Here is a 22,567-nt window from a genome sequence, read left to right as displayed (position 1 = left end):
AACGATGAATCGTCATGCTATCACTTCCTTGCACTGCCTATGATAGAATCCTTTTATGTCTTTTTCTTGTCTTTTTAACACTTTTTTGGGCGTTTTTGAGTTTTCAGATACACCCTAAGCGTTATCTCCTTTCTGAAGCTCGTTCAGCTGTTGGCTATGGTCATCCAGATATTCCCGATGTACAGGCGTGGATATGATCGAAGCACCTGGGAGCTACGTCCACCCGCCAATCTCCATGGCAATGCCAACGTCCAAATCTTCGCTGGTCGTGGTCTTTCCTGCACCTCCCTTCTGGTTGACAATGGCAATTACAGTTGCTTTTGGGGTCACATCGTCCTTCTTCTTTTTCATCTCTCATTTATAATCATCATTTCGATTGATGTGATGATGGATGTATGTTACAATAATGGTGTTCATTTTGCTTCTGTGGAGGTTCCATGCATGAAAAGCAAACAGCCACCCTTTGAAATCACACACCAGATCATTGACAGCGTGGCGCAGATTGCCGAGCTGGTGGGCCGGCTAACTGCTGTCAGCTCACTGCCTGCAAACCCCACTTTGCGCCGCTCCAATCGGATTCGGACCATTCACGGCTCTCTGGCCATCGAGCAGAACACGCTTTCTCTTGAGCAGGTCACGGCTGTGCTGGGCGGCAAACACGTTCTCGCGCCGCCCAAAGACATTGCCGAGGTCAAAAATGCCTATGAGATTTATGAACACCTGGACGAGCTGGACCCGTACTCGGTAGATGACCTGCTGATGGCCCACAGCATCATGATGCGCGGTTTGATAGAAGAAGCCGGGGTATTCCGTTCCCGGCCAGTGGGCGTGGTAGACAGCCAGGGGCGGGTGGTTCATTTTGGGACGCTGCCTCAGTATGTCCCTGGCCTGATTGCAAACCTGCTGGACTGGATCCGGAATAGTGATCTGCATATGCTGATCCGTAGTTGTGTCTTTCATTATGAGTTTGAACTGATCCACCCCTTTGCCGACGGCAACGGACGGGTGGGCCGACTGTGGCATACCTTGTTGCTCTCTCGGTGGAATCCGGCTTTTGCCTGGCTTCCGGTGGAATCCGTCATCCATGACCGCCAACCGGAGTATTATGAAGCAATCAACGCCTCCAACAATGCGGGAGAATCCACTGCGTTCATTGAGTTCATGCTGTCGGCCATTCAGGCAGCCCTCACCGAGGCCATCACCGCGGGTGATGGTATGAGCGATGAAGCACCCGACAAGGAGACTGCCCGTTGGCGTCAAATCGAGACGTATCTCAAGAGCTACGACTGCATCCGAAACGCCGATGTGCGGACGCTGTGCGGTGTGTCGGCTGCGACGGCCAACCGCATCCTTGCCGGTCTGGTTGCCAACGGGCACCTGGTGAAAGTCCATGCTGGCAAGTATTGGGCCTACCGGCTGCCTTGACCAATGGAATAATGCATTGCCAATTGATTACATCTATGGCATAATTCACCACAAATTATATTTGTCATTGTAAGGGGGTCTTTATATGACAAACATTCCAGTTGATTGGGACTGCTTTGCGTTTAAGTTCTCTCAAAATCCCAGAGCCGCCTTTGAAAACCTCGCTACAACGCTGTTCTGTTATGAGATGCATCTGCCGGGAGGCGTTTTTCGATATTTCAACCAGCCATACATCGAAACACAGCCCGTACAAGCTCCCGACGGGCTGCAGACTGGTTTTCAGGCCAAATATTACGATGCGGCCACCCCTCTTTCATCCAAGGAAAACGACCTAAAAAAGGTCATCACAGACGCAAAGAAGAAATATCCCGATCTCCAGCGAATTCTTTTCTATCTCAACAAGGAGATGTCGGCCAGCACCCTTGATGGAACCCAAAAGCCTGCCTATCAGCAGGCCATTGAACAGTGCGGAGAAGCGGAAGGCGTCCTCGTTGAATGGCGGGTTCCCAGCCATATGGAGCAAATCCTTTTGCATCTGCCTCTTGTGCGCGATCTGTATTTCAATCCCAATCCCGGGATGGCCCAGTGGATGGATTGGATCCAAAGCAGAAGCCAATCCATTTTCCATAACATCCAGTCTTCCATTCCGTATCAGGGCAGCCAGATCAAGGTCCAGCATGATATACAGGCGCTCAGCACACTTTGGCAGTCAGAGCACGCAGCCTGTGTTGTTTATGGCGATGCTGGTACCGGCAAATCCGGAATCGTGAAAGATCTCGTCCAGCATCAGGAAGCGCAAGGAGATCAAAGCGTTTGCCTTTTCTTTTCCTCTACTGATCTCGATGTTGAAGAAGAAAATCTATTTCTGAATAAATATGGGCCTTACCAGCTGGAAGATCTTTTTTCTGCCTATTGCCAGGAAAACCGGAAAGTTTGCATCATCGAATCCGCAGAGAAATTTTCTGCATTATCCTACCCGAAAGTCTTTGATTCCATTATTCAGCAGTTTATCAACCATGGATGGAAAATGATTTTCACCATTCGTACAATCTATAAAGACAGTTTTTGTAGGAATGTTCTCAAAGACGTCACCTATGATTTATTTCAAGTAAAACCTATCACCCACACCGAATTGCAAAATCTCTCGGCCCAATACCAGTTTCCACTGCCTCAGAACCAGAAACTTTGCAGCCTTTTGCAGGATCTCTTTTATTTGCAGTTGTACTTAAAGCTGGATCTCTTCAGTCTGGATCAGATCTCTTCCGAAGAAATGTTTCTGCGGCAGGTCTGGGACGGCGTCATCTGCAACATCCGGCACCGCGCCGGCGGTCTTCCCGTCCGGCGGGAAGAAATGGCTGAGCACATTGTCCTCTCTATGCTCCAGCGGGAGGCCAGCATTTACAGGAGCAGCGCAAAAGACGACCAGGACGCCCTGGCAGCCCTGGAGGAAAGCGGGATTATTGCCGTTTATGACAACTCCCCGAACCTCTGGATGATGGGCCATGATGTCTATGAAGAACTGATCGTAAAACACATCCTAGATCAGCGATATCAGGAAGAGACAGATGTCAAGCAGGTTTTGAATGGATTCGGTCTATCCCTCCGGGCCAGGAAACTATATCGTATTTGGTTGGAATCCATAATTGCCAACGGCGCGGACCACTGTCCCAGTTTTTTAATCTCTGTATTTCAAAGCGATCTGGATCAGACATGGAAGGATGAAACCATGATCGCTCTGATGCAGACCGAAGAAAACCATTGCTTCCAGGCAATTGACCCCGTACTCAGTCAAAATAAATACCAGTTATTTACCCGAATGGTTTTTCTACTGAACACCGCCTGCCGGGATAGTGATCAGGAACTATTCAAAGTTTTTCCTGAACTTGCAAATCAAAAATATCGTTATACCTGTCCTGCTGGACAAGCTTGGCATACCGTTTTTCAGTATATTTACAACAATCGCTCTTTGATCCCATGGACCAATCAAAATCTGGGCATTGTTTCCGACGCCTTAAAAACATGGACTACCAAATATAAAACAGGAGAGACCACACGTCTCGCCGGACAGATTGCAATGTACCTGCGGCATGCCATGTGGGGCACCGAGTCCCGGTATTCTTTGGAGCAGAATGCTTCTTTTATTGCTTTTACGGATGTCATGCTGGCTGCCGCGATGGAACTCAAACAGGAATTGGGCAGCATTTTTGATTCCGCGAAAGAGCCGCCGCTGGAGCGCGGCAGCGAATACTATCTCCTGATCCAGAAAAGTCTCTCCAATGCGTTCAGCTGTGGCAACATTGCCCTGGCAATCCCGGAAAAGCTGCTTTCCCTGGCCGAGAGCCATTGGTGCTACCTGTCCCGGCAGGAACACGATTCCGGTTTTGCTTTCCGCATAGAGCATGCTTTCGGCTTGTCTCTTGACACCCACACCGCCTATAGTCCGGAAAGCGCTCTGCAGACCCCCCTGTACTTGCTGCTGAACGCCACGCCCATGCCGACGGTGAATATGATCCTTCGGGTTATGAGTTACACTTCCAGGTGCTACAAAGATTCACACCTGGCTGAAAAGTATTCTGAATGCTATCTGATCCAGCTTCATTTCCCTGATGGAACCATTCAAAGCCAGGTATGCAGCAATCGGTTGTGGAATATGTACCGGGGCACTTCCGTCACCCCGGACCTGCTGAAAAGCATTTTGATGGCTCTGGAAAAATGGCTGCTACAGTTTGTTGAAAGCTCCGATGAGGAAACCAGCTGTCAGATTTGTGAATATCTGCTTCGGCATTCCTGGACAGCAGCCATCACTGCCGTCGTACTCAGCGCAGTCATTGCATATCCGGAAAAACTTTTTCCTATTAGCTGTATTTTATTGAAGACAAAAGAGATTTTTCTTCTTGATATTTCTCGTTGGACAGAAGAGCATAGCGCTAACTTTTTCAAAGGAATATCCCCCTTTGGCCGACAGTTTGACGAAGAAAGAATTGAGTCCAATAACCTTCCTTTCCGCAAAAAACGATTTGAGGAAATTCTATTGGGCTACCAGCTTGAGAAGGGTGCCCTTTCTGAAGAACAGTGGGAACAGCAACAATCACAGTTATATGCTGCGTTTGACGAGGCCACAAAAGACATCGCCTCCTGGGAGGAATCTTATCAATTTGCATACTATCGAAGTGATCTCAGAAAATGTCAGGTTCAGTGCCAGTCCATCGCACAGGATCGCGTGACCCTCTCCATCGCACCGGTTATGCCGGATCATCTCAAAAAACGCAGCGCCCAAACGCAACAGAACCAGAAAGAATTTATGCGGCACATGCCGCTAATGCTTTGGTCTGATGCAAAACTCCAGCATGACCCCAGTGCCAATGAAAAATATCCTCAATTTGATGACATCCAGTTGGTGATGAATGAAGTCCATCAAATTCTGGAAGAGGAAAAGAAAGATTTCTTTTTCAATATTTCTGCAGCCATAAACGCTTGTGCTGTTCTTGTACAAAACAACAAGGCCGCCTTGGGCCAAGAGGATTTTATCTTTTGCAAGGTTGTGCTTTTGACGGCCTGTTTCGAATCCGTGGTGGAGGACACCGATGCAGCAGCCTATAACCCGGACAAAGTTTTCCCTGCCCTGGCCAGTTTGGTGCCCGGCAGCACCTTCACTGCAGACTGGTCTTCTCCCTTTTTCATGCTACTTGTGCTCACCATCGTCAACAGCAGCCAGCGCGGATTGCTGCACAGCATTGCTTCCACCCTCTGGCAGACCTCCCCTGACGCAGTCTTGAAATTGATGTATGCATACGCAGTGTGGAGGCCGCAGTATGCTTCCTCCATTCCGCTTCGCCGCCGCGACATCACCACCCAAGCGTTCTTTGAATCACACAGCCAGGAACTCCAAAGCCTGTTTCAAAAGGATGGTTTCCGCTTGGAAGACATTCCTTTGGAGGGTCTGGGGATGGATCAGCTCATTGCTTTGCAGCAGATGATGCCCCCTGAACCTGTGGAAGGATCTTTGGATTTTGTTTTGAAGATTGGCCGGCAGGTCTGGAGCACATTGTTTGGATCCCAGCCTGCAAGCGAAAAAATCCATCGGGATTTTGAAGGTGAGCAAGGCTATATCCAATGGCTTAGCGATTACCTTTTGAATCTTTCTGAAGAACAACAGAGTCTCTTTTTGGAACATTTGATGCGTCATGTTCGATACGACAGAGAGTTTGCTCATCTTTTACAGAACATCATTGTATTAGAAGACACCTCTCCCCGTTATAACGCTTTCTGGAAACTATGGAATCTTTTAAAAAGTTATATCTTCTCAGCTTTTGAACTCCTATACCCCACTAACCAAGTAATAGGTCGAGAGCCCTCAATTGACTACGGCATGGGCAACGTCCTGACAGAATTCCTTTTAGCTGGACCTTTTTGGAAGGAAAAAATCACCTCCTGGCACTCTCTCAGAGAAGATTGTATACTTTTCTATAAAGCATCCGTAATCAGAATGGGTGCACATCCTGCAGTTTTGTATTCCATTGGCCGCATATTGAATGGCATTGGAGCTAAAGTATTCTTTGAAAGCGGCGTCGAGTGGCTGAGTGATATAATTTCCAACAACCCTCAACTGCGACAAGCTTCTCTCCCAATAAACACCGTCTATTATATCGAAGAGTATATGTATCGCTATGTTTATCAGCATCTGTACTCTTTCAAATCAAATCCTTTGCGCAAACGCGAAGTTCTGAACGTCCTGAATTTCTTTGTAGATGTCGGATCTTCCTTTGGCTTTTTGTTGCGAGAAGATATCATTTAATTTATAAAGAAGTATCCTCATCTGTTGAATCTAAAAACAAAAACATCTACTCTTATGCAGATTCCAAAACAAAAAGAAGCGTTAACGTTCATCTCTCTAGCATTCATGCTGTAAAAGAGCGAAACCATTTATTTATACTGGTTCTTGATATGTTAATAAGCAGAATATGGAAGCTATTTTGCCCTAGATACATTGTCGGCCTAATAAAAATATAATCCTAAACGGGTAAAATGTGCTTACGTAAATCTAACCTGTGTAAAAGCATTCATATGCGTAGCTATTCCAAAAAGTTCTGTTCTGAGACGCAACGACGCAACACGAGTTTTTGATTGAAATAGGCTGACGCATTCAGGAAATCTAATAGAGTTTACACTATTTTGGATTTTCTGTACTTTCTTTTTAGCTGGTTATATCTATCATGGCTGTTTTTCAGGGGCAAATCATCACCCTCTTTTTGACCGGTAGACATCAATTATTTTGCATTCAAATTGTGCTGTACCCGGGCAGTGTAGGAATTGTGCATGATTGCGTTTTGACGATTCAAAGATAAAATTTTTCACACAAATCAGGCTGGGTCTTCCGAGTCCCCGGCGTTTCCGTTCGATCAGACCGCAGCCTTCCAATTCCTTCATGAGCTTGGTGGCCTTGTTGTCCGCACAGTAGAAGGCCTTCATAATTTCATCCGTTGTGAAGATGATATACACTCGCCCCTGCTTATCCAGCCAACCGCTCTTAATGGACAGACTCATTCGATCCAGCAGGAGGCCATACAGAATCTTGGACTCTGCCGAAATTCCACGGAATCTGGTGTCCGCAAAGAGTGCTTTGGGTAATCTGTAGAAGGAAAAAAGATCGGCTTGTCCGCCGTAAAAGTAATCCAGCATATAGTCTCCTTTCTCCGATTGGGCACAAAAAAAGAACACTTTGGTTCCGACATGAATCAAGATGCTCTTTTCGTAGAAAAATCTTCTTTTTACTTTTTCTTACAGCCTATCAGGTTAAAAATGATTTTAAAAGAAATAATATTATTCGTATTATCGTATTTATTGCATCTTCCAAGCATCAATCACGGGGGTGTGTACACATACCGCTTGGCAGAGCGCTTGAATGGCATTCAAGAGGTCAGCGGTTCGATCCCGCTTATCTCCACCAAACGCGGAAAGCCTTGAAAACACTACGTTTTCAAGGCTTTTCTTTTTTCACAGGCGGCGCAAAGCAACGGGCATTTTTTATCTGCGCCCGAGCCAGCTATACCCCTTGCGATACTGATTTTGGCCAAAAGACCTGTGTTTTCGACTTGTTTTTGCTAAATGTGAGCCCGCTTTGTGTATGCCATTCAGCCGCCTGTATTCGCACCCAAGATACCCCAACACCATAAAACACCCCATTCGCAGCACAAGTACTTTGACTTGTTTGTTGCCAATGGGGTGCCTCTTTATATTATTCCAAGTTCTTACGATTTGTTGCAATCATTTCCATAGCACGGACCAGCTTCACATCGTGGTTGGTCTGACAAGGATGCGGCTGGCGAAAATGCGCCATACGGTTTCGGTCCTTTTCGGTTATTCCAGTTTGGCTGCGTATTTGCCGCTGTTTTGTTCGCGGACAAAATAAATGAAAAATCCCACATTCAAAAGGATTCCAACTGCGGTGGAGATCGGGGCGGAAAGGCCGATCCGGGTCAGGCTTGCGTTGGGCTGAATGCTCATGAAATACGCCATGGGAAGGCGGACAAGAAGGGTTTGAACCAATCCCTGAATCATGACCCAAAGCGTTCTCTGGTTTCCATTGAAGTAGCCCACCATACTAAACAGGATCGCGGTGGCGATGGTTTCCGGGGCAAATCCCTTTAAGTATTCAAAGCCCTTTTGGACGACCACTGCATCGGAGGAGAAGATGCCAGCCAGCACATCGCCCTTCAGCATAACCAGGGCAAAAACCACACAGCCAAAACCAAGTCCCACACCGATTCCGGTAAACATGGCTTGTTTTGCGCGCTTCGGGTTGCCTGCTCCCACATTCTGCGACACAAAGGACGCCATCGACTGCATGACCGCACTGGGAACCAGCATGGCAAAGTTGACGATCTTGCTGGCTACGCCATATCCGGAAGAAGCCTCCAGGCCCAGGCGATTTACAAAAGCGCACAGTGCCAGGAAGGACAGCTGCGTCAAGCATTCCTGCAAAGCCAGAGGCAATCCAATGGCCAGGAATTTGCGGCACTGCAGATTCAGCCGGATTTCTTTCGGACTGAAAGAGAACGGAAGCTCCTTCTTGATCAGCAATATCACTGCACAAACCACACTGACCGCCTGTGCAAATACTGTAGCGAGAGCCGCTCCGGCGGCATCCATCTGGAGCCCCGCCACCAGCAGCAGATCTCCCAGGATGTTGACCACGCAGGCCACTAGAACAAACAAAAGCGGAGAACGGCTGTCTCCCATTCCACGAAAGATGGCGGAGAGCACATTATAGGCAACGATAAAGAAAATACCGCTTCCGCAGATGCGCACATAGCTTACGGTCAGATCCAGAGACTCTGCCGGCGCCTGCATCAGCACAGAGATGGGCCTGGCAAACCCCACCAATACAACACACAAGCCCACCGAGATCAGCGCAAAAACAAGAATGGCTCCTCCCAGGACAGACCCAACCTGCTGCGGTCTTTTTTCGCCCAGATATCGTGCGATCAAGACCGTGATGCCCATGGCAAGCTGCGTCACAACAAATGTGACCAGATTCAGGATTTGACTCCCCGTGGAGACAGCCGAAAGCCCCGATGTGGACCCGAACCGCCCTACAACCAGCAAATCCACTGCACCATAGGCGGCCTGTAAAATCAGGGCTCCAAGAATGGGAACCATGAACCAGAGCAGCTTCTGGAGTATACTGCCCTGGGTAAAATCTGCACTTTTCTTATTCAACAGAAACGCCTCCTTCCGACATAACGCGATAGAATTTTTGAATTGTTTGAATGGTGCAGTCGGCCTCTTCCTCCGAAATTCCGCTCAAAAGCGGCGCCAAACGGGCGAAATACTGTTCATTGTAGATCCGGGACAGGTTCTTCCCCGCCTCAGTGACCGAAATGTAGGTAATCCGTCCATCCCGTGGAGAGGCGCTCTTATAGAGATAGCCTTTGGCCTCCATTTCCTTCACCGTGCGGGTCACGCCCGGCCGAGGAAGATTCAGCGCATCGCTGATATCCGAGATTTTGATTTGCCTGCCCTGTTGCTGCAGCGTTTGGATCACATCCAGATATGTGATGTATGCCGGCGCCACGCCTTCCGGCAGCGCCGGAAGCAAATCCCGGCAGCGCTTGGCCAAATAACAGGCATCCAGCAGTGCTTTGATGGTTTTCGGTTCCATTTTTGTCCTCCTCATATAGTTACCATTGGTAATTATATAGAAAACACCGTTTTTGTCAAGCCCCTTTTCCCCTGTTTCCGTCGAAAAACCGTGCGGCTCCACTGGTATCAGCGGACGGAGGCGGTCATATACCGATGCAAAGCGTCAAAGGCCATCTTTTAAAGCGGAGTAACAGCCATCCGCCTCGCCATGGCGGAATATTTCTTCGGCATCCTGAAAAACGAGGATGGATTCCATCTCCCAAGCACTGCTCGAGCGAGCGCTCCGCTGGCATGCAAACGGTCAGCGGTTCGATCCTGATTATCTCCACCAAACGAAATCCATTCCCGAAGCGAAGCGGATTTTTTGTTGTGTCCGGGCAGTTGCTCGGTTTTATTGGAGCCGGAATATTTCATCCCAACATTGCAAAGAAAGACCCGGAACCCAACGGTTCCGGGTCTTTCTGTGTACGTCCAGCCGGCCAAAACGTGCCGGCAGGCAGCTTCTCTTTCCGATTACAGGTTATAGAGCTGGGTGTACTTGCGGGTCAGGTAGTCCACGTAATACTGGGGATCGAAGGGGCCGCCGCAGAGGCTTTCCACCAGCCAGGAAGTCTCTTTCAGGTTGCCGTAGTGCCACAGGCGCCGGGCGAGGGCCTCCCGCAGGGGGGCCAGGTCGCCGGAGGCGTACATCCCGTCAAAGTCGATGGACCGTTCCAGATCGGCCATGGCCTGGGCCGCATAGGCGCTGCCCAGGGCATAGCTGGGGAAGTAACCAAAGCTGCCGCCGGCCCAATGGATGTCCTGCAGTACGCCGTGGGCGTCGTCGGGCACATCCAGGCCCAGATATTCCTTGTACTTTGCATTCCAGGCGGCGGGCAGGTCAGCCACTGCCAGCTCCCCATGGATCAGGGCCTTTTCCAGCTCATAGCGGACCATGATGTGCAGGCAGTAGGTCAGCTCGTCCGCCTCGGTGCGGATGAGGCCGGGCTCGGCCCGGTTGGCGGCGCGGTACAGTTCTTCTTCGGTCACGGCGGCCAGCTGGCCGCCGAACTGCTCCTGCATGGCCGACCACAGCAGATGGATGCATCCCCTGCTGCGGCCCACCATGTTCTCAAACAGGCGGCTCTGGCTCTCATGCAGGCTCATGGAAGCGCCGCCGGCCAGCACGGTGTAATCCAGTTTGGGGTCCACGTGCAGCTCATAGAGGGCGTGGCCGCCCTCATGGGCCACCGAATACAGGTTGGACAGCAGATCCCGGGGCATATAGTGGGTGGTGATCCGCACATCCCGGGTATTGAAGCCATCGGTGAAGGGGTGTTCGCTCTCGGCCAAAACGCAGCGCTGCGGATCCAGGCCCCACAGTTCCATTACCTTTTGGGAGAGGACACGCTGGCCGCTGACCGGCCACTCCTGATCCAGAAAATCGGTGCGGATGGCACTGCCCCGGGTCTGGATGGCCTCCAGCAGAGGCACAATGGCTCCCCGGACGGTAGCAAAGAACTGGTCGCACTTCTCGATGGTCAAGCCTTTTTCGTACTGGTCCAGCAGGGTTTCATAGGGGTCTTTGTCCGGGGCGATCTGCTGGGCCTGGCGGCGGCGGCCCGCCACCAGTTTTTCCAGGTACGGGGCAAAAACCGAGAATTCGCTGGCCTTTTTGGCCTTGGCCCAGGCGGCCGTCGCCTCCTGAGTCAGACGCTCAAAGGCAGCGTACTCCTCCGCCGGAATGGGCCGGATCTGGCTCAGGGTCCGGCGCAGTTCCCGCACCTCTGCGTGAACCTGTTCCCCGTCGGGGGCGGCGTCTGCGGCGGCGTCCGCCTGATCCAGCAGCTGATCCACCGACGGAGCCGTCAGCAGCTCAAACTGGGCGCGGCTCAGCACCTCGATGGCCTCAGCTCGGCCGTCGGCGCTGTCCGCCGGGGCGACGGTTTCGCCGTCAAAGTTGATGACGCTCTGTGCATAGCGGTAGGCGTAGTTCTGATGTTCCAGAACACGCAGTGCGGAGATGGCATCTTTCATAGACAATCCCTCTTTTCTCATGGGTTGAATGTAAGGCTATTATAGCACGCCGGGTTTCACCCGTCCATCCGGGGCCTGCAAACTTTCCCGCTGCATCCCGCCTCCGCAGACCAAAGGGCCTGCCGCCTGCAAGCAGCAGACAGCAAGCCCTCTTGTTTCAGTGAGGAAAGCTTTTTTACACCGGCACAAACAGCACCTTCATACTGCCGCCGCAGACCATATCCAGGCCGCCGGCTGCGCCGCCGTGGAGGATGTAGGTCTGGACATCGTATCCCCCATGGGCCCGGGCGTGGCAGATGGCGCGGTACTCCCCTTCTCCGCCGCCGATGCTGCCCAGGGTCTGGTCCGGGGTCACCAGCATCATGCTGCCCACCCCGCGGGGAACCGAGCCGTGTTTTTCCACCACGATGCACAGCACCCCCTGTTCCCGGGTTTCCAGCAGGCTCCGGTCCGCCGAAGCCATGTGGTTTTTGTTTTTCTGCTGGACGATCTGCGCTAGGATGCTGAGGGCGATTTCCGCCGGGGTCACCGCCCCGATTTCCAGGCCGACGGGAGCAAAAATGGTGTCAATCCGCTCCCGGGAAAATCCCTTTTGACGCAGCTGCTCCACGGTGGACTCCACCTTTCGCCGGCTGCCCATCATCCCCAGATAGGCATAGTCGGTGGGCAGGATGGTTTCCACACACTGCAAATCCGCCTTGTGGTTGGGGGTGACCACCACATAGCAGGCCCCGGGGTCCAGATGACGGGCCAGGTTGTCATAGGAATCGCAGATCAGCTCCTCCGCTGTGGGGAACCGCTCTCTGGTCAGCAGTTCGGGCCGCTCGTCGATCACCCGGGTGGTGAAGTCCAGCCGGGCGGCCAGAGCCGCCACTTCCCGGGACACATGGCCGCCGCCGCAGATGATCAGCCTGGGCTGAGGGCAGAACCATTCTTTTTGCAGGACCGACACATCCTGTTCCTGCACCAGCAGGCTGGCCACCGCCCGCTGGTACAGCGAGCCATCCGTCCGGGGCATCAGGGTGACCTTTTTGTCCGGGAAAGCCGCCCGCAGGGGGCGCAGATATCCCTCGGTCACCAGCCGCTGCACATGGGCGGGGGTGATGACGGCATTCTCCGGAATCCCCAGGCAGGCGGTCACCCGTTCCAGCCGGTGGCACACCTCCCGGGCGGGGCGGCCCAGAGCGTTCAGGCCGCAGACCACCCGGATTTCCTCTGCATTGTCCGGGATCACCGGCTCCTGGTCCGAGGGATATTTCAGGGGCAGCCCCCGGGAGCCGTCCGCCTCCACCAGCACCTCATCGGACCGGGCGCAGACCGCCGCATAGGTGGCCGGGGAAAGAGCCCGGATTTTCTCCCCTTCCGGAATCCCGGCCATGGCATAGCCGGTCTGTTCCAGCGCCCGGAGAATGGGTTCCGGGTCGTCGGTCAGCAGGGTGTCCGGCTCGGCCCGCATATGGGTGGTGGTGGTCACAAACACCTTTTTCCCCTGGGCGCGGTATTCCTCCGCCAGCCGGTGGATCAGGGTGGTCTTTCCGCCGGAGCCTACTACTGCTTGAATCATTGTCCGCGCTCCCCTTTCAAACACATCACGGCCTCCACAACGCCCCCTGCAATGCAGCGGGCCTTATCCGAGATGGTAAAGCAATTCTGATATTCCTCCGCCCGGGGGTCAATGTCGGCGATTTTGAACCCCTCTGTCACCGGGTAGCTGTCCCGGATCAGGCCCCGAAGCAATCCATCCAGAGTGGCCTTCACCGGCACATCTCCCGCCGGGGTTTCCACCACGGCGATCACCTGATCCCGCTGGACGGTGTCGGTGATTTTGCAGACATTGCGGAGCACGCCCGCCGCTGGGCTGTGGATCACCCGCTCCCTGCCGTAGCCGGCAATGATGCCGGGGACGCCGGTGTTGGGGGCGGCAGCCCCCTGCCACAGCACCCGGCCCAGATTGTGGCCCCGCTGGGTTTCCACCACCGCGTCCACATCCACGCCGGCCGTAAAGCCGGGCCCCAGAGCCACCGTGATGGGGGCCATCCCCCGATGGGTGCCCAGATTCCGCTTGGCCAGAATGGCGTCCACCACCGCCAGGGGCTTCAGCTGCCGGATGGCGTCCCCTGCCGGGTCCACCAGCAACGCCAGCTGATTTTGTTCCACAAGCCGCCGGGCTTCCTCCACGGTGCCGGCCAGATAACAGGTCATATCCTCCACCTGCTGGCTGCCCTGGTACACCGCCTCGCAAAAGGCCACGTTCCGCCGGATGGCGGAGGGGGAAGCAATCTCCAGCACCAGCACCGGAAATCCGCATTTCCGCAGCTTATAAATCGTTCCGGTGGCCAGGTCTCCCCCGCCCCGTACAATCACCAAATCCTTCATCGTTCACTCCAACTTGATTGCGCTCTCCTGCATTTCGGTCACATAGCCGATCCGGGCCGCCTGGGGAATCTTCTCCTGCAGCCGGGCCAGGCATTCCTCTGCCGCCCGGGCCGGCAGGGCGATCAGCAGCCCGCCGCTGGTCTGGGGGTCATACAGAATATCCTGCACCGCCAGGGGAATTTCCCCGCACAGCTTCACCCCCGGCTGGGCGTACTCCCGGTTCCGGTAGGCTCCCGCCGGGATCAGGCCCATTTCGGCCATTTCCAGGGCCTCAGGGTGATAGGGCACCCGGCCCGCCTCGATATGCAGGGTACAGCCGCTGCCCTGGGCCATCTCATAGCTGTGGCCCAGCAGGCCAAAGCCGGTGATGTCGGTGCAGCTGTGGACCGGATACTCCACCATGATATCCCGGGCAGTTCTGTTCAGGGTGGCCATCTGCTGATAAATGCGGTCCATCACCTCGCCCGGCACCATATCGGCCTTGGCGGCGGTGGTCAGGATGCCCACCCCCAGGGGCTTGGTCAAAAGCAGCACATCTCCCGGCCGGGCTCCCGAATTGGTCAGCACCTTGTCGGGGCGGACAAACCCCGACACCGCCAGTCCATAGATGGGCTCGGCCCCCTTGATGGTATGGCCGCCGGTGATGATGGCCCCCGCCTCATAGGCGGCATCGTAGCCGCCCCGCAGAATCTCCCGGATGGTCTCATCCTTCATGCTCTCCGCCGCACACAGGATATTCAGGGCCAGTTTGGGCTCGCCGCCCATGGCGTAGACGTCGCTCAGGGCGTTGGTGGCGGCAATCCGGCCATAGAGGTAGGGATCGTCCACAATGGGCGGGAAAAAGTCGGTGGTCTGAATCAGGGCCTGTTCCTCGCTGAGGACATAGACGCTGGCGTCGTCGCTCTTGTCGTACCCCACGATCAGGCGGGGGTCGGCATGGGTTTTGAATCCGTCCAGCATTTTGGCCAGGGTCCCGGCCCCCATCTTGGCCCCGCAGCCGGCGCAGGCCGCCAGTTTGGTCAGTTTGACCTGTGTTTCCATGGTTTTATCTCTCCTTCCGCCCGGCCGCTCATCCTTCTCTGCTTCCGATCCAGTAGCAGCCCGCGCCGATCACGGCGGTCAGCACTTTCAGCGCTTCCAGGTACATATCGTAGCTGCGCCAGCGGATAAGGGCCCCGGACAAAACATATACGCCAACAAACACGACGCCCGAAACAACCGCGCGCTTTCTTTCATGGTTCATCTCTTTTTCCTCCGCCGGGCTTTCCATTCGGGGCGTGTCACGGTTTGACGATGTGGCCGGCGGATTCCATCCGCTCCACAATCTCGTACATATTGGTGACGCCGCCCACCGCCAGCTTGTCCCGGATGCCGTAGAAGTCCAGGCAGGTACCGCAGGTCAAGACGGTGACCCCCTCCGACTCCAGCAGCTTCAGATCTTCCAGCACCTCCGAACCCTCACAGCTCAGGTAGGCGCCGGTGTTGTAGCAGAGAACCGTCTCGGGCAGCTGGTCCTGTTTGGTCAGGGCAAACACAAAAGCCTTCATCAGGGCGGCGCCCAGTTTGGGGTCGCCGGTGCCCATGGTATTGCCCGACAGCACCACCAGCATCCCCTTTTGGCGGGTATCCCGATGGCAGTCCACCTCCTCCGGCTGCGGGGCCGCACCCTCGCCGGTGATGGTCATGACCACGGCGTATTCCTTGTCGCCTTTCTTCTCTCCGGTGGAGACGTATCCCTTGTGGGAGGAGAAGCGCTGCAGGTTCTGCACCGCCACCTCATTGTCCACCAGAACCGTCAGCCGGTCCCCGGCGGCAAGTTCCTCGGCGGCTTTTTTTGCGTTGACCACGGGCAGAGGGCAGGCCATGCCCCGGCAGTCGATGATTTTTTCCATGATTTATTCCTCCTGTGCCAGTTCCCGCAGGGCGGAAACAGCGGTTTCAATTTCTTCTTCGGTGTTGTAGTGGGAAAAGCTGAACCGGACGGCGCCCTGTTCCACGGTGCCCAGAGCCTGATGCATCCGGGGCGCGCAGTGGGCGCCGGGGCGGGTGGCGATGCCGTACTGCGACGAGAGGGCGTCGCTCACCTCACTGGAATCATAATCCCGGACGTTGAGGGCCACAATGGGGCAGCGCATCCGCCGGGAAAAGTCCCCGTACACCGTCACTCCCGGGATGGCCGATACCTGCCGGTAAAAACGTTCCATCAGGTCCAGTTCCCTCTCCCGGATGGCATCCAGGCCGGCGGCCTGGAGATACCGCACCGCGGCCAGCAGTCCGGCGATGCCGTGGGCGTTGAGGGTGCCGGCCTCCAGAGCGGTGGGCATCTGGGGCGGATGGCGGCGCAGATAGGTCTGTACCCCGCTGCCGCCGCTGAGCAATGGCCGGACCTCCACCCCTTCCCGCACATAGAGGCCGCCGGTCCCCTGGGGGCCCAACAGGCTCTTGTGACCGGTGAAGCAGAGGATGTCAATCTGCATCTTCTGAACATCGATGGGAAAGACCCCCGCCGTCTGGGAGGCATCCGCCACCAACAGCAGGCCATGGCGCCGGGCGATCTGTCCCACCCGGCCGATGTCCACCAGGTTTCCGGTGAGGTTGGAGCCATGGGTGCAGACGATGGCCCGGGTATTTGCCCGGATGGCGGCCTCAAAATCCGCCTCCTTCAGCCGGCCCTGCCGGTCCGCCGGCAGGATGGTCAGCTCCACCCCCTTGTCCTCCATCTCATACAGAGGCCGCAATACCGAATTGTGTTCCAGGGCGGTGGTGATGACATGGTCGCCGGGGTTCAGGATGCCCTTGATGGCGATGTTGAGGGCCTCGGTGGCGTTGGCGGTAAAGGCGATCCGGTCGGGGCTCTCGGCCCCGAACAGTTCCGCCAGGGCCAGCCGCGCCTCAAACACGGTGCGGGAGGCGCTCAGCGCCCCGTCATGGGCGCTGCGGCCGGGGTTTCCCATGCTGCACAGGGCCCGGGTCACCGCCTCCACCACGCATTTGGGTTTGCGCAGGGTGGTGGCTGCGTTGTCCAGATAAATCATGCCGCGCCTCCTTTACACCAGGCAGCGGTACACCCCCTGGAACCGGATGCCTTCCGCTTCCATCAGGGCCCGCAGCGGTTTTTCGCTCTCGGGGGCCGCGCACCAGGCCAGACCGCAGCCGGCGGTGATGCTGCGGGGCACCGGAATAATCCGCCCGTCCGCCTGCCGCTCTCTGCACAGATGTTCCATAGCCATGGCATCGGTGGTGGTGAAAAAGGTAATCACCAGCCGGTCCTGTTTTCGTATCAACCCATATCCCCCTCCCGGCGCGGCGGCCGGGCCGCACCGTTGTATTTTTAAAACTACATCGATATTATAGCACAAGGACTGTTTGGGTTCAATCGGGGCGGGTATTTGCTGGATCCGGGCTTCCCAACCGGCTCCTTTGTCCCGAAGGTGCAAAAAAGCGCCCCGGGCGGTCTGCGTCCGGGGCGCGCTGGATTTTCAGGACAGGTCAGGTTGATTGGGGTTATGCCAGAGAGCCCATGGGGTCCCAGGGAGCCAGCTCGATGGGCTCGGCCTCCAGGGCCTGGCGCTGGGCGTCGGTGAGGAACCGGCGGTTCACCACGGCCTGATAGACAAATGCGTCAAACCAGGCGTCGCTGGCCACAAAGTAGCCCTTCCGGCCGGCGTCCTCGCCCCAGCTGTTCTCAATCTTCCAGCGGTTGGGCTTGCCGTCGGCGTCCAGGTTGACGCCGCAGAGGATCATGGCGTGGTTCATGGCGCTGTCGCGGTAGTCCAGGCGCTCCTCCTTGGTCATGTCCAGATCCATGCCGCCCAGAACGTCGCCGTAGATGAAGCAGTTGGGGTCCCAGATGCCGCCGTCACGGTTGCCGAACTTGCTGCAGTCGCTGCCGAACCACACCGGCTCGCCGGCCTTCAGCTGGGCGATCACCAGCTCCTTCACTTCCTCCATGGGGAGGTTCAGGTGGCGGACCGAGCCCTCTACCACGTTGCCCAGATACTTGACGGTATAGGTCTTGCCGAAGGGCTTGTCCTGGGTGGGAGCGTGGATGACGCTGACGTAGTCCTCCAGAGCCAGGCCGATGTACTTTTCATAGAAGGAAACCGGGGTCAGGCCGCGGTCCACATGGTACACGCCGTTCTTGTCGGTGTACTCAAAGTCGAACCGATCCACCGGGCGGCCAAAGCAGATGCACAGTGCCTTGAACAGCTCGGCCAGCATCTCATCCTTGCGGGCGGCGGTGTCGCCGCCGGCAGCGGCCAGGGCCCGCAGTTCCACGGCGTCCTTGCGCAGTTTGGTGTTCAGCAGCCGCATCAGCTCCATAGTGCCGCAGGACTGCTCGGTCTCGGGCATGACCGAAGCCGGCACGATGCCGTATTTCTTGATGATGCTGACCATCATATCCCACTGGCCGCCATCGTTGATGCCGTTCAGCACCCAGTCCAGGGTCCGGTCTGCCACCGGCAGGTCGGTGCAGTCCAGCACACTCTCCAGGAAGAAATTGATCTTCTCAAACTTGTCCCAGAAGCCCAGCCAGTTGCCGGACAGCTCGAACTTTTCCAGATTGCACTTTTCCGCCACGATTTCACGCATCACGTTCATGGATGCAAACAGCCAGCAGCGGCCGCTCTTTTTCTGTGCGGTGATGCCGCGGGTCTTTACCTCGATGGAGAAGCTGTTGTCCATCTTGGCGGCGGCCATCGGGTCGAGGGCCACCTTGCTCAGCGGATTGTGGGAAACCGCCGCAGTCAGCACACGGGCCGACTTGTCGGCGTCATAGCTCGCCTTAAAGGCGGCGATCATCTCCGATGTGATGGGTCTTGCATTTTTCATGTCCTGTTACCTCCTGGATCTTTTACTTCCTCTGCCCGGGCAAAAGCCGGGTCCTTCTCTCCCCTTCGGGAACAATGAGGTCAACCAACCGTAATACTACTCTTGTCCGCCGCGGTTGTCAATCGTCCCGCCCCGGGCAGCTTTTCAAACGGACGAGGTACAGCTCTTTTTATAAAAACGCCCCCGCCTCCCGGCCTCCAGGCCCGGCAAGCGAGGTCATCGATTCTCATTCAGGACCTGTGCTTCCGGGTCCAGCGGAAGGATCGGGCCATCTCCAGGGCGATGGGTTCCAGGCGGTCCGCATCCTGCATGGAAAAGGCAATATTGCCCATCAGGAGCCGGTTTTCAGCCGACGCAAAAAACAGGACATTCCCGCGCGCCCCACCGGCGGCGGGGGATGCAATGTACAAAACCGACACACTGCCCTCCTCTTTGGGGAAGGTCTCTTCCCTGAGGACGATGCTTTCGGGGAAAATGCGGGGCACGAGGGGCCGGACCACCTTTGTGATGTCCGCGATATTCTCGTTGGAAATCCGGTTGAACGTCCAGCTCAGCGCCAGGGTGAAATGCAGACGGCTGCTGGAAAACAGATGCTGGGGCTGGGTGCTGGCCCAAAAGAGCGGATTTCCTTCCTCCGGGGCGCGCTCTGCAAACTCTTTTGGCATACGGATGACGGCGTCGTTTTGAAAGATGGCCCGCTCCTCAAACACCACCCGCCGTCCCCACAGAAAAACCGCGGAGGCGCTTTTCTCACCCGTCCGCTTTCTCTGCGCCTTGCGCCACTGCTGTTTTGGATTGAGCAAACTGTTTTGAACCGGTTCCATGGCCGTACCACCCTATCTTGCGAATTCGCGACAAAAGAGGTCCTCTCTCATCGTTCTACCTATCATAACAGATTTCGGGGGCTTTTTTGGTTCTTTGCCGCAAGAGGCGGTTTTCATGCAGTGAATCAACAATAGCGTCTCCGTCAAAACCGCTTTTCCTGCCCGGCAGCCGCCGGAGCGCAGCATAAACCGCCGCAGAAAACACCCGTTTTTTCTCAAAACCAAAGCCAAAAACGACGGCGGAACCGGTGCAAATTCTGTCGAATAAAATCGAATGGTTTTTGGCTCATTCCATCCCCAAAAGCCACAGCGGAGAAACATTGAGGGTCTTTGCAAAAGCCCGAAGTTCATAGTCGGAAACAAAGCGGGTTCCGATCTCAATCCGGCTGATGGAATCCCGCTCCAGATCCACCCCTTCCAGCTTCAGACGCACCGCCAGATTGGTCTGGGAAAAACGGAGTTTTAAGCGCGCCTCCCGGATGCGTTCCCCGCAGATGTTCTTTTTCCCGTTGAAATCATATATTTTCATTCTGTCCACCTCACTTTGAGCGAATCATCAGAATTTTTCTTAACTTTAACGCGATTTCGGCGGCAATTTGCGTTAAAGATCAGCAGAATTGCAAAAATATTGACAAAACGAGGGTTTAAGCTGTATGTTAAATTGGGTTTTGAATTCCGTCGGGCCGCCCAAACAGCCCGTTCTTTTTCGCATGGCCGCATAAGCAGAACCGTCCCCGCGTGCAAGGGGCCTGCCCGCCGCGAAAAAGCACATTTTTATTTTGCCGGCGCTTCAAAACCAGACCGGTCCAGAATCAAAACAGAAAGGAAAGATCCACCATGAAAATCATAATTCTCGATGACGACGCCGTCTTTGCCGGAGAGCTGTACGACCAGATCAGCACAGGATGTGCCAGGCGGGACTGGCCCCTCAGCTGCCGGATTTTCTCCTCTCCCCAAATGGTGCTGAACGAGGATCTTTCCGACGTACAGGTGGCCTTTCTTGACATTGACATGCCCGAAATCAACGGCATCGAGGTGGCCTGCCAGCTCCGCCAGCGCTATCCCGACATCATCCTGGTTTTTGTCACCGCATACATCCAGTATGCGCCCACCGGCTACAAGGTCAATGCCTTCCGCTACATCATGAAAAACCAATACGTCAAAGAAATCGACGCCTGTCTGGACGCCATTCAGGACAAGCTGTTTGAGGACACCGAGACCCTTCTGGTGGAGCTGAAAGACTCCACCACCGAAATTGCTCTGAAGGATATTTTATACTTTGAGGGCACTTCCTACCGGCGGGTTCTGCTCCATCGGGTTTCGTCGCCGGGGCCCCATCTGGAGTGCCTCGGAAAGCTGGGCGACTATGAAAAGAAATTGCAGGACAAAGGGTTTGTCCGCCTGCACAAAAGCTTCTTGGTGAACATGTGCTACATCAGCCGGCTGGCCAATTATCAGGTCAAACTCCGCAACGGCGAAGTATTAAAAGTATCCGAAAGCAGCTACCGCGACATCTGCAGTCAATACCTCATGTGGAAGGGCAGTCGTCTATGAATGAGCTGATCTACAACCTGCTGAACATCTTCCTGATTTTCACCGAAAATATCTCTCTGGTATTTTTGTGCGAGATCTTTTTTACCAAGAAATTTCAGGGCGTTCCGTTCGTCCTTTCGGTTCTGTTTTTGGTGCTGCTCAACAGCATCGGCCTGGCCTTTTCGGACTGGAACACCTTTCTAAAAATATCCGTGCTGGCCTGCATAGATACCGTATGGATTTACAAGACGTTTTCCGCGTCGCTGGTCAAAAGCGCCGTAGCTTCCACCCTGTTTCTTTCCTTTATAACGGTGGCGGACAATCTGTTCATCCTTGGCCTCTCGTTTCTGTCGGGCGTCCATCTTCATCCCCAGTTCCAGGACCCCTACGCATACTATCTGTTCGGCTATTTCGCCAAACTGCTAGACCTGTTTGCCGTCATGGGGTTCCGGGTGTTTGTCCGGCGTCATTTCCAGTTTGACAACACCACCTGGCAAAACTGGCTGAAAATATTTATCTTCCCCGCCATGTCCCTGTCCATTGCCATTTTTCTGTGGCGCATTTACTGCACCGTCCCCTTTGTGGCCAAAGAGCTGCTGCTGTGCACCGTCGGGCTTCTGGCCATGAATCTGTTCGCCGTGGCCTTCCTGAGTCACCTGAACCAGCAGGAGCAGCTCCGCCAGGACAACATCATCTTACAGCACAACATCAAGGCCCAAAACGAAGTCATTGCGGCCTGGTCGGACGCATACCGGAGCCAGCGCAAGATGACCCACGACTTCCAGAATCAGCTGTCGGTGATCTGCGGCCTGGCGGAACACGAAGCCCCGGACAGCAAGCTGCTGTCCTACGTCCAGTCCCTCCTGCAGACCAGCACCAAAAGCCCCTTGATCGTGAAAACCGGCCGGCAGGTGGCGGATGTTCTGTTCAGCCAGAAATACAGTCTGGCCCGGGAGAAGGACATCGAATTTTCCATGCAGCTGGATGACCTGACCTGTTTTTCCCTGGACGACACCTATCTGGTGGTGCTCCTCTCCAATCTGATCGACAACGCCATCGAGGCCTGTGATAAAATCCCGGAGGGCCAGCCCCGGACCATCACCGTCAAAATGCAGGTCACCGAGGACGGCAGCTTTCTGTACATCGAAAACACCACCGCCGTTCCCGTCAAAATACTGGACAACCAGGTGGTGGTCTCTCCCTACCGCTCAAAGGAACACGGCTACGGCCTGCGGACGGTCATGAACATCCTGAACCAGTCGGGCGCGGTTTTCGCCTTTTCCTACCGGGAATCCGACCGGATGTTCTGCTTTTCCGCACAGATCCCCTGACTTTTCAGCTCATTTCTCCTGTTTCACTGCAAAAAACGCCTATCTCACTGCATAACTCACACCTCACGGAGAAAATATGGTAAATTT

The 22,567-nt window shown here is 54.9% G+C and carries 17 protein-coding genes, 1 tRNA gene and 2 pseudogenes; 5 read left to right on the top strand and 15 right to left on the bottom strand.

Annotated elements, in window-relative coordinates; genetic code table 11:
- Positions 1-231: 231 nt before the first annotated feature.
- Positions 232-351 (bottom strand): annotated as a pseudogene (locus B5E67_RS15390) (AAA family ATPase); the annotation flags it as partial.
- 90 nt (positions 352-441) lie between these two features.
- Here B5E67_RS15390 and B5E67_RS03325 point away from each other — a divergent pair.
- Both B5E67_RS03325 and B5E67_RS03320 read left to right on the top strand, forming a co-directional pair.
- Positions 442-1,425, top strand: a complete 984-nt coding sequence (locus tag B5E67_RS03325; protein ID WP_087382851.1) for a Fic family protein — start codon at positions 442-444, stop codon at positions 1,423-1,425.
- 85 nt (positions 1,426-1,510) lie between these two features.
- Entirely contained in the window at positions 1,511-6,220 is a 4,710-nt protein-coding gene (locus B5E67_RS03320; protein ID WP_087382848.1) for a hypothetical protein, read from the top strand.
- 530 nt (positions 6,221-6,750) lie between these two features.
- On the opposite strand, the pseudogene B5E67_RS03315 reads toward B5E67_RS03320, so the two are convergent.
- Positions 6,751-7,104, bottom strand: a pseudogene (locus B5E67_RS03315) (replication initiator protein A); the annotation flags it as partial.
- Between the two features lie 186 nt (positions 7,105-7,290).
- Between B5E67_RS03315 and B5E67_RS03310 the strand changes: the two are divergent.
- A tRNA-Ala gene (locus B5E67_RS03310) sits at positions 7,291-7,372 on the top strand.
- A gap of 410 nt (positions 7,373-7,782) precedes the next feature.
- On the opposite strand, the gene B5E67_RS03305 is transcribed toward B5E67_RS03310, so the two are convergent.
- The 13 genes from B5E67_RS03305 to B5E67_RS03245 form a co-directional block, all read right to left on the bottom strand.
- Entirely contained in the window at positions 7,783-9,144 is a 1,362-nt protein-coding gene (locus B5E67_RS03305) for an MATE family efflux transporter (protein WP_087382842.1), read from the bottom strand.
- The gene (locus tag B5E67_RS03300; protein ID WP_087382839.1) at positions 9,137-9,586 is read right to left on the bottom strand and encodes a MarR family transcriptional regulator; all 450 of its coding nucleotides are present in this window, start codon (positions 9,584-9,586) and stop codon (positions 9,137-9,139) included. The genes B5E67_RS03305 and B5E67_RS03300 overlap by 8 nt, the downstream gene beginning before the upstream one ends.
- 494 nt (positions 9,587-10,080) lie before the next feature.
- Entirely contained in the window at positions 10,081-11,583 is a 1,503-nt protein-coding gene (locus tag B5E67_RS03295) for a carboxypeptidase M32 (protein ID WP_158098843.1), read from the bottom strand.
- 175 nt (positions 11,584-11,758) lie between these two features.
- The gene (gene yqeC / locus B5E67_RS03290) at positions 11,759-13,147 is read right to left on the bottom strand and encodes a selenium cofactor biosynthesis protein YqeC (RefSeq protein WP_087382833.1); all 1,389 of its coding nucleotides are present in this window, start codon (positions 13,145-13,147) and stop codon (positions 11,759-11,761) included.
- Positions 13,144-13,959 carry a selenium-dependent molybdenum cofactor biosynthesis protein YqeB gene (gene yqeB, locus B5E67_RS03285; protein WP_087382830.1) on the bottom strand — a complete coding sequence of 272 codons (816 nt, stop codon included), beginning with the start codon at positions 13,957-13,959 and terminating at the stop codon, positions 13,144-13,146. Before yqeB ends, yqeC begins: the two co-directional genes overlap by 4 nt.
- Positions 13,960-13,962: 3 nt before the next feature.
- Positions 13,963-15,000, bottom strand: coding sequence for a selenide, water dikinase SelD (selD, locus tag B5E67_RS03280; RefSeq protein ID WP_087382827.1), 1,038 nt, complete (start codon positions 14,998-15,000; stop codon positions 13,963-13,965).
- A 28-nt stretch (positions 15,001-15,028) separates the two neighbouring features.
- Entirely contained in the window at positions 15,029-15,202 is a 174-nt protein-coding gene (locus B5E67_RS03275; RefSeq protein ID WP_242956743.1) for a hypothetical protein, read from the bottom strand.
- Between the two features lie 37 nt (positions 15,203-15,239).
- Positions 15,240-15,851 carry a sulfurtransferase-like selenium metabolism protein YedF gene (gene yedF / locus B5E67_RS03270; RefSeq protein WP_204228826.1) on the bottom strand — a complete coding sequence of 204 codons (612 nt, stop codon included), beginning with the start codon at positions 15,849-15,851 and terminating at the stop codon, positions 15,240-15,242.
- 3 nt (positions 15,852-15,854) lie between these two features.
- Positions 15,855-16,994: an aminotransferase class V-fold PLP-dependent enzyme gene (locus tag B5E67_RS03265; RefSeq protein ID WP_087382824.1), complete on the bottom strand. Its 1,140-nt coding sequence runs from the start codon at positions 16,992-16,994 to the stop codon at positions 15,855-15,857.
- 12 nt (positions 16,995-17,006) lie between these two features.
- On the bottom strand, positions 17,007-17,243 hold the full coding sequence (locus tag B5E67_RS03260) for a DUF3343 domain-containing protein (RefSeq protein ID WP_087247148.1): 237 nt from the start codon (positions 17,241-17,243) through the stop codon (positions 17,007-17,009).
- A gap of 220 nt (positions 17,244-17,463) precedes the next feature.
- Positions 17,464-18,792 carry a C1 family peptidase gene (locus tag B5E67_RS03255; RefSeq protein WP_087382821.1) on the bottom strand — a complete coding sequence of 443 codons (1,329 nt, stop codon included), beginning with the start codon at positions 18,790-18,792 and terminating at the stop codon, positions 17,464-17,466.
- A gap of 230 nt (positions 18,793-19,022) precedes the next feature.
- Positions 19,023-19,616 (bottom strand): hypothetical protein, encoded by a 594-nt coding sequence (locus B5E67_RS03250; RefSeq protein WP_143405376.1) that lies wholly within the window; start codon positions 19,614-19,616, stop codon positions 19,023-19,025.
- A gap of 286 nt (positions 19,617-19,902) precedes the next feature.
- Positions 19,903-20,145: a helix-turn-helix transcriptional regulator gene (locus tag B5E67_RS03245; RefSeq protein ID WP_087382816.1), complete on the bottom strand. Its 243-nt coding sequence runs from the start codon at positions 20,143-20,145 to the stop codon at positions 19,903-19,905.
- A gap of 308 nt (positions 20,146-20,453) precedes the next feature.
- Between B5E67_RS03245 and B5E67_RS03240 the strand changes: the two genes are divergently transcribed.
- Both B5E67_RS03240 and B5E67_RS03235 read left to right on the top strand, forming a co-directional pair.
- The gene (locus B5E67_RS03240) at positions 20,454-21,170 is read left to right on the top strand and encodes a LytTR family DNA-binding domain-containing protein (protein WP_087382813.1); all 717 of its coding nucleotides are present in this window, start codon (positions 20,454-20,456) and stop codon (positions 21,168-21,170) included.
- Positions 21,167-22,480, top strand: a complete 1,314-nt coding sequence (locus tag B5E67_RS03235) for a GHKL domain-containing protein (protein ID WP_087382810.1) — start codon at positions 21,167-21,169, stop codon at positions 22,478-22,480. The genes B5E67_RS03240 and B5E67_RS03235 overlap by 4 nt, the downstream gene beginning before the upstream one ends.
- The last annotated feature ends 87 nt before the right edge of the window (positions 22,481-22,567 follow it).

The organism is Faecalibacterium sp. An122 (assembly GCF_002160895.1).
Taxonomy (GTDB): domain Bacteria; phylum Bacillota; class Clostridia; order Oscillospirales; family Ruminococcaceae; genus Faecalibacterium.
This window is presented reverse-complemented; position numbering and strand designations above follow the sequence as displayed.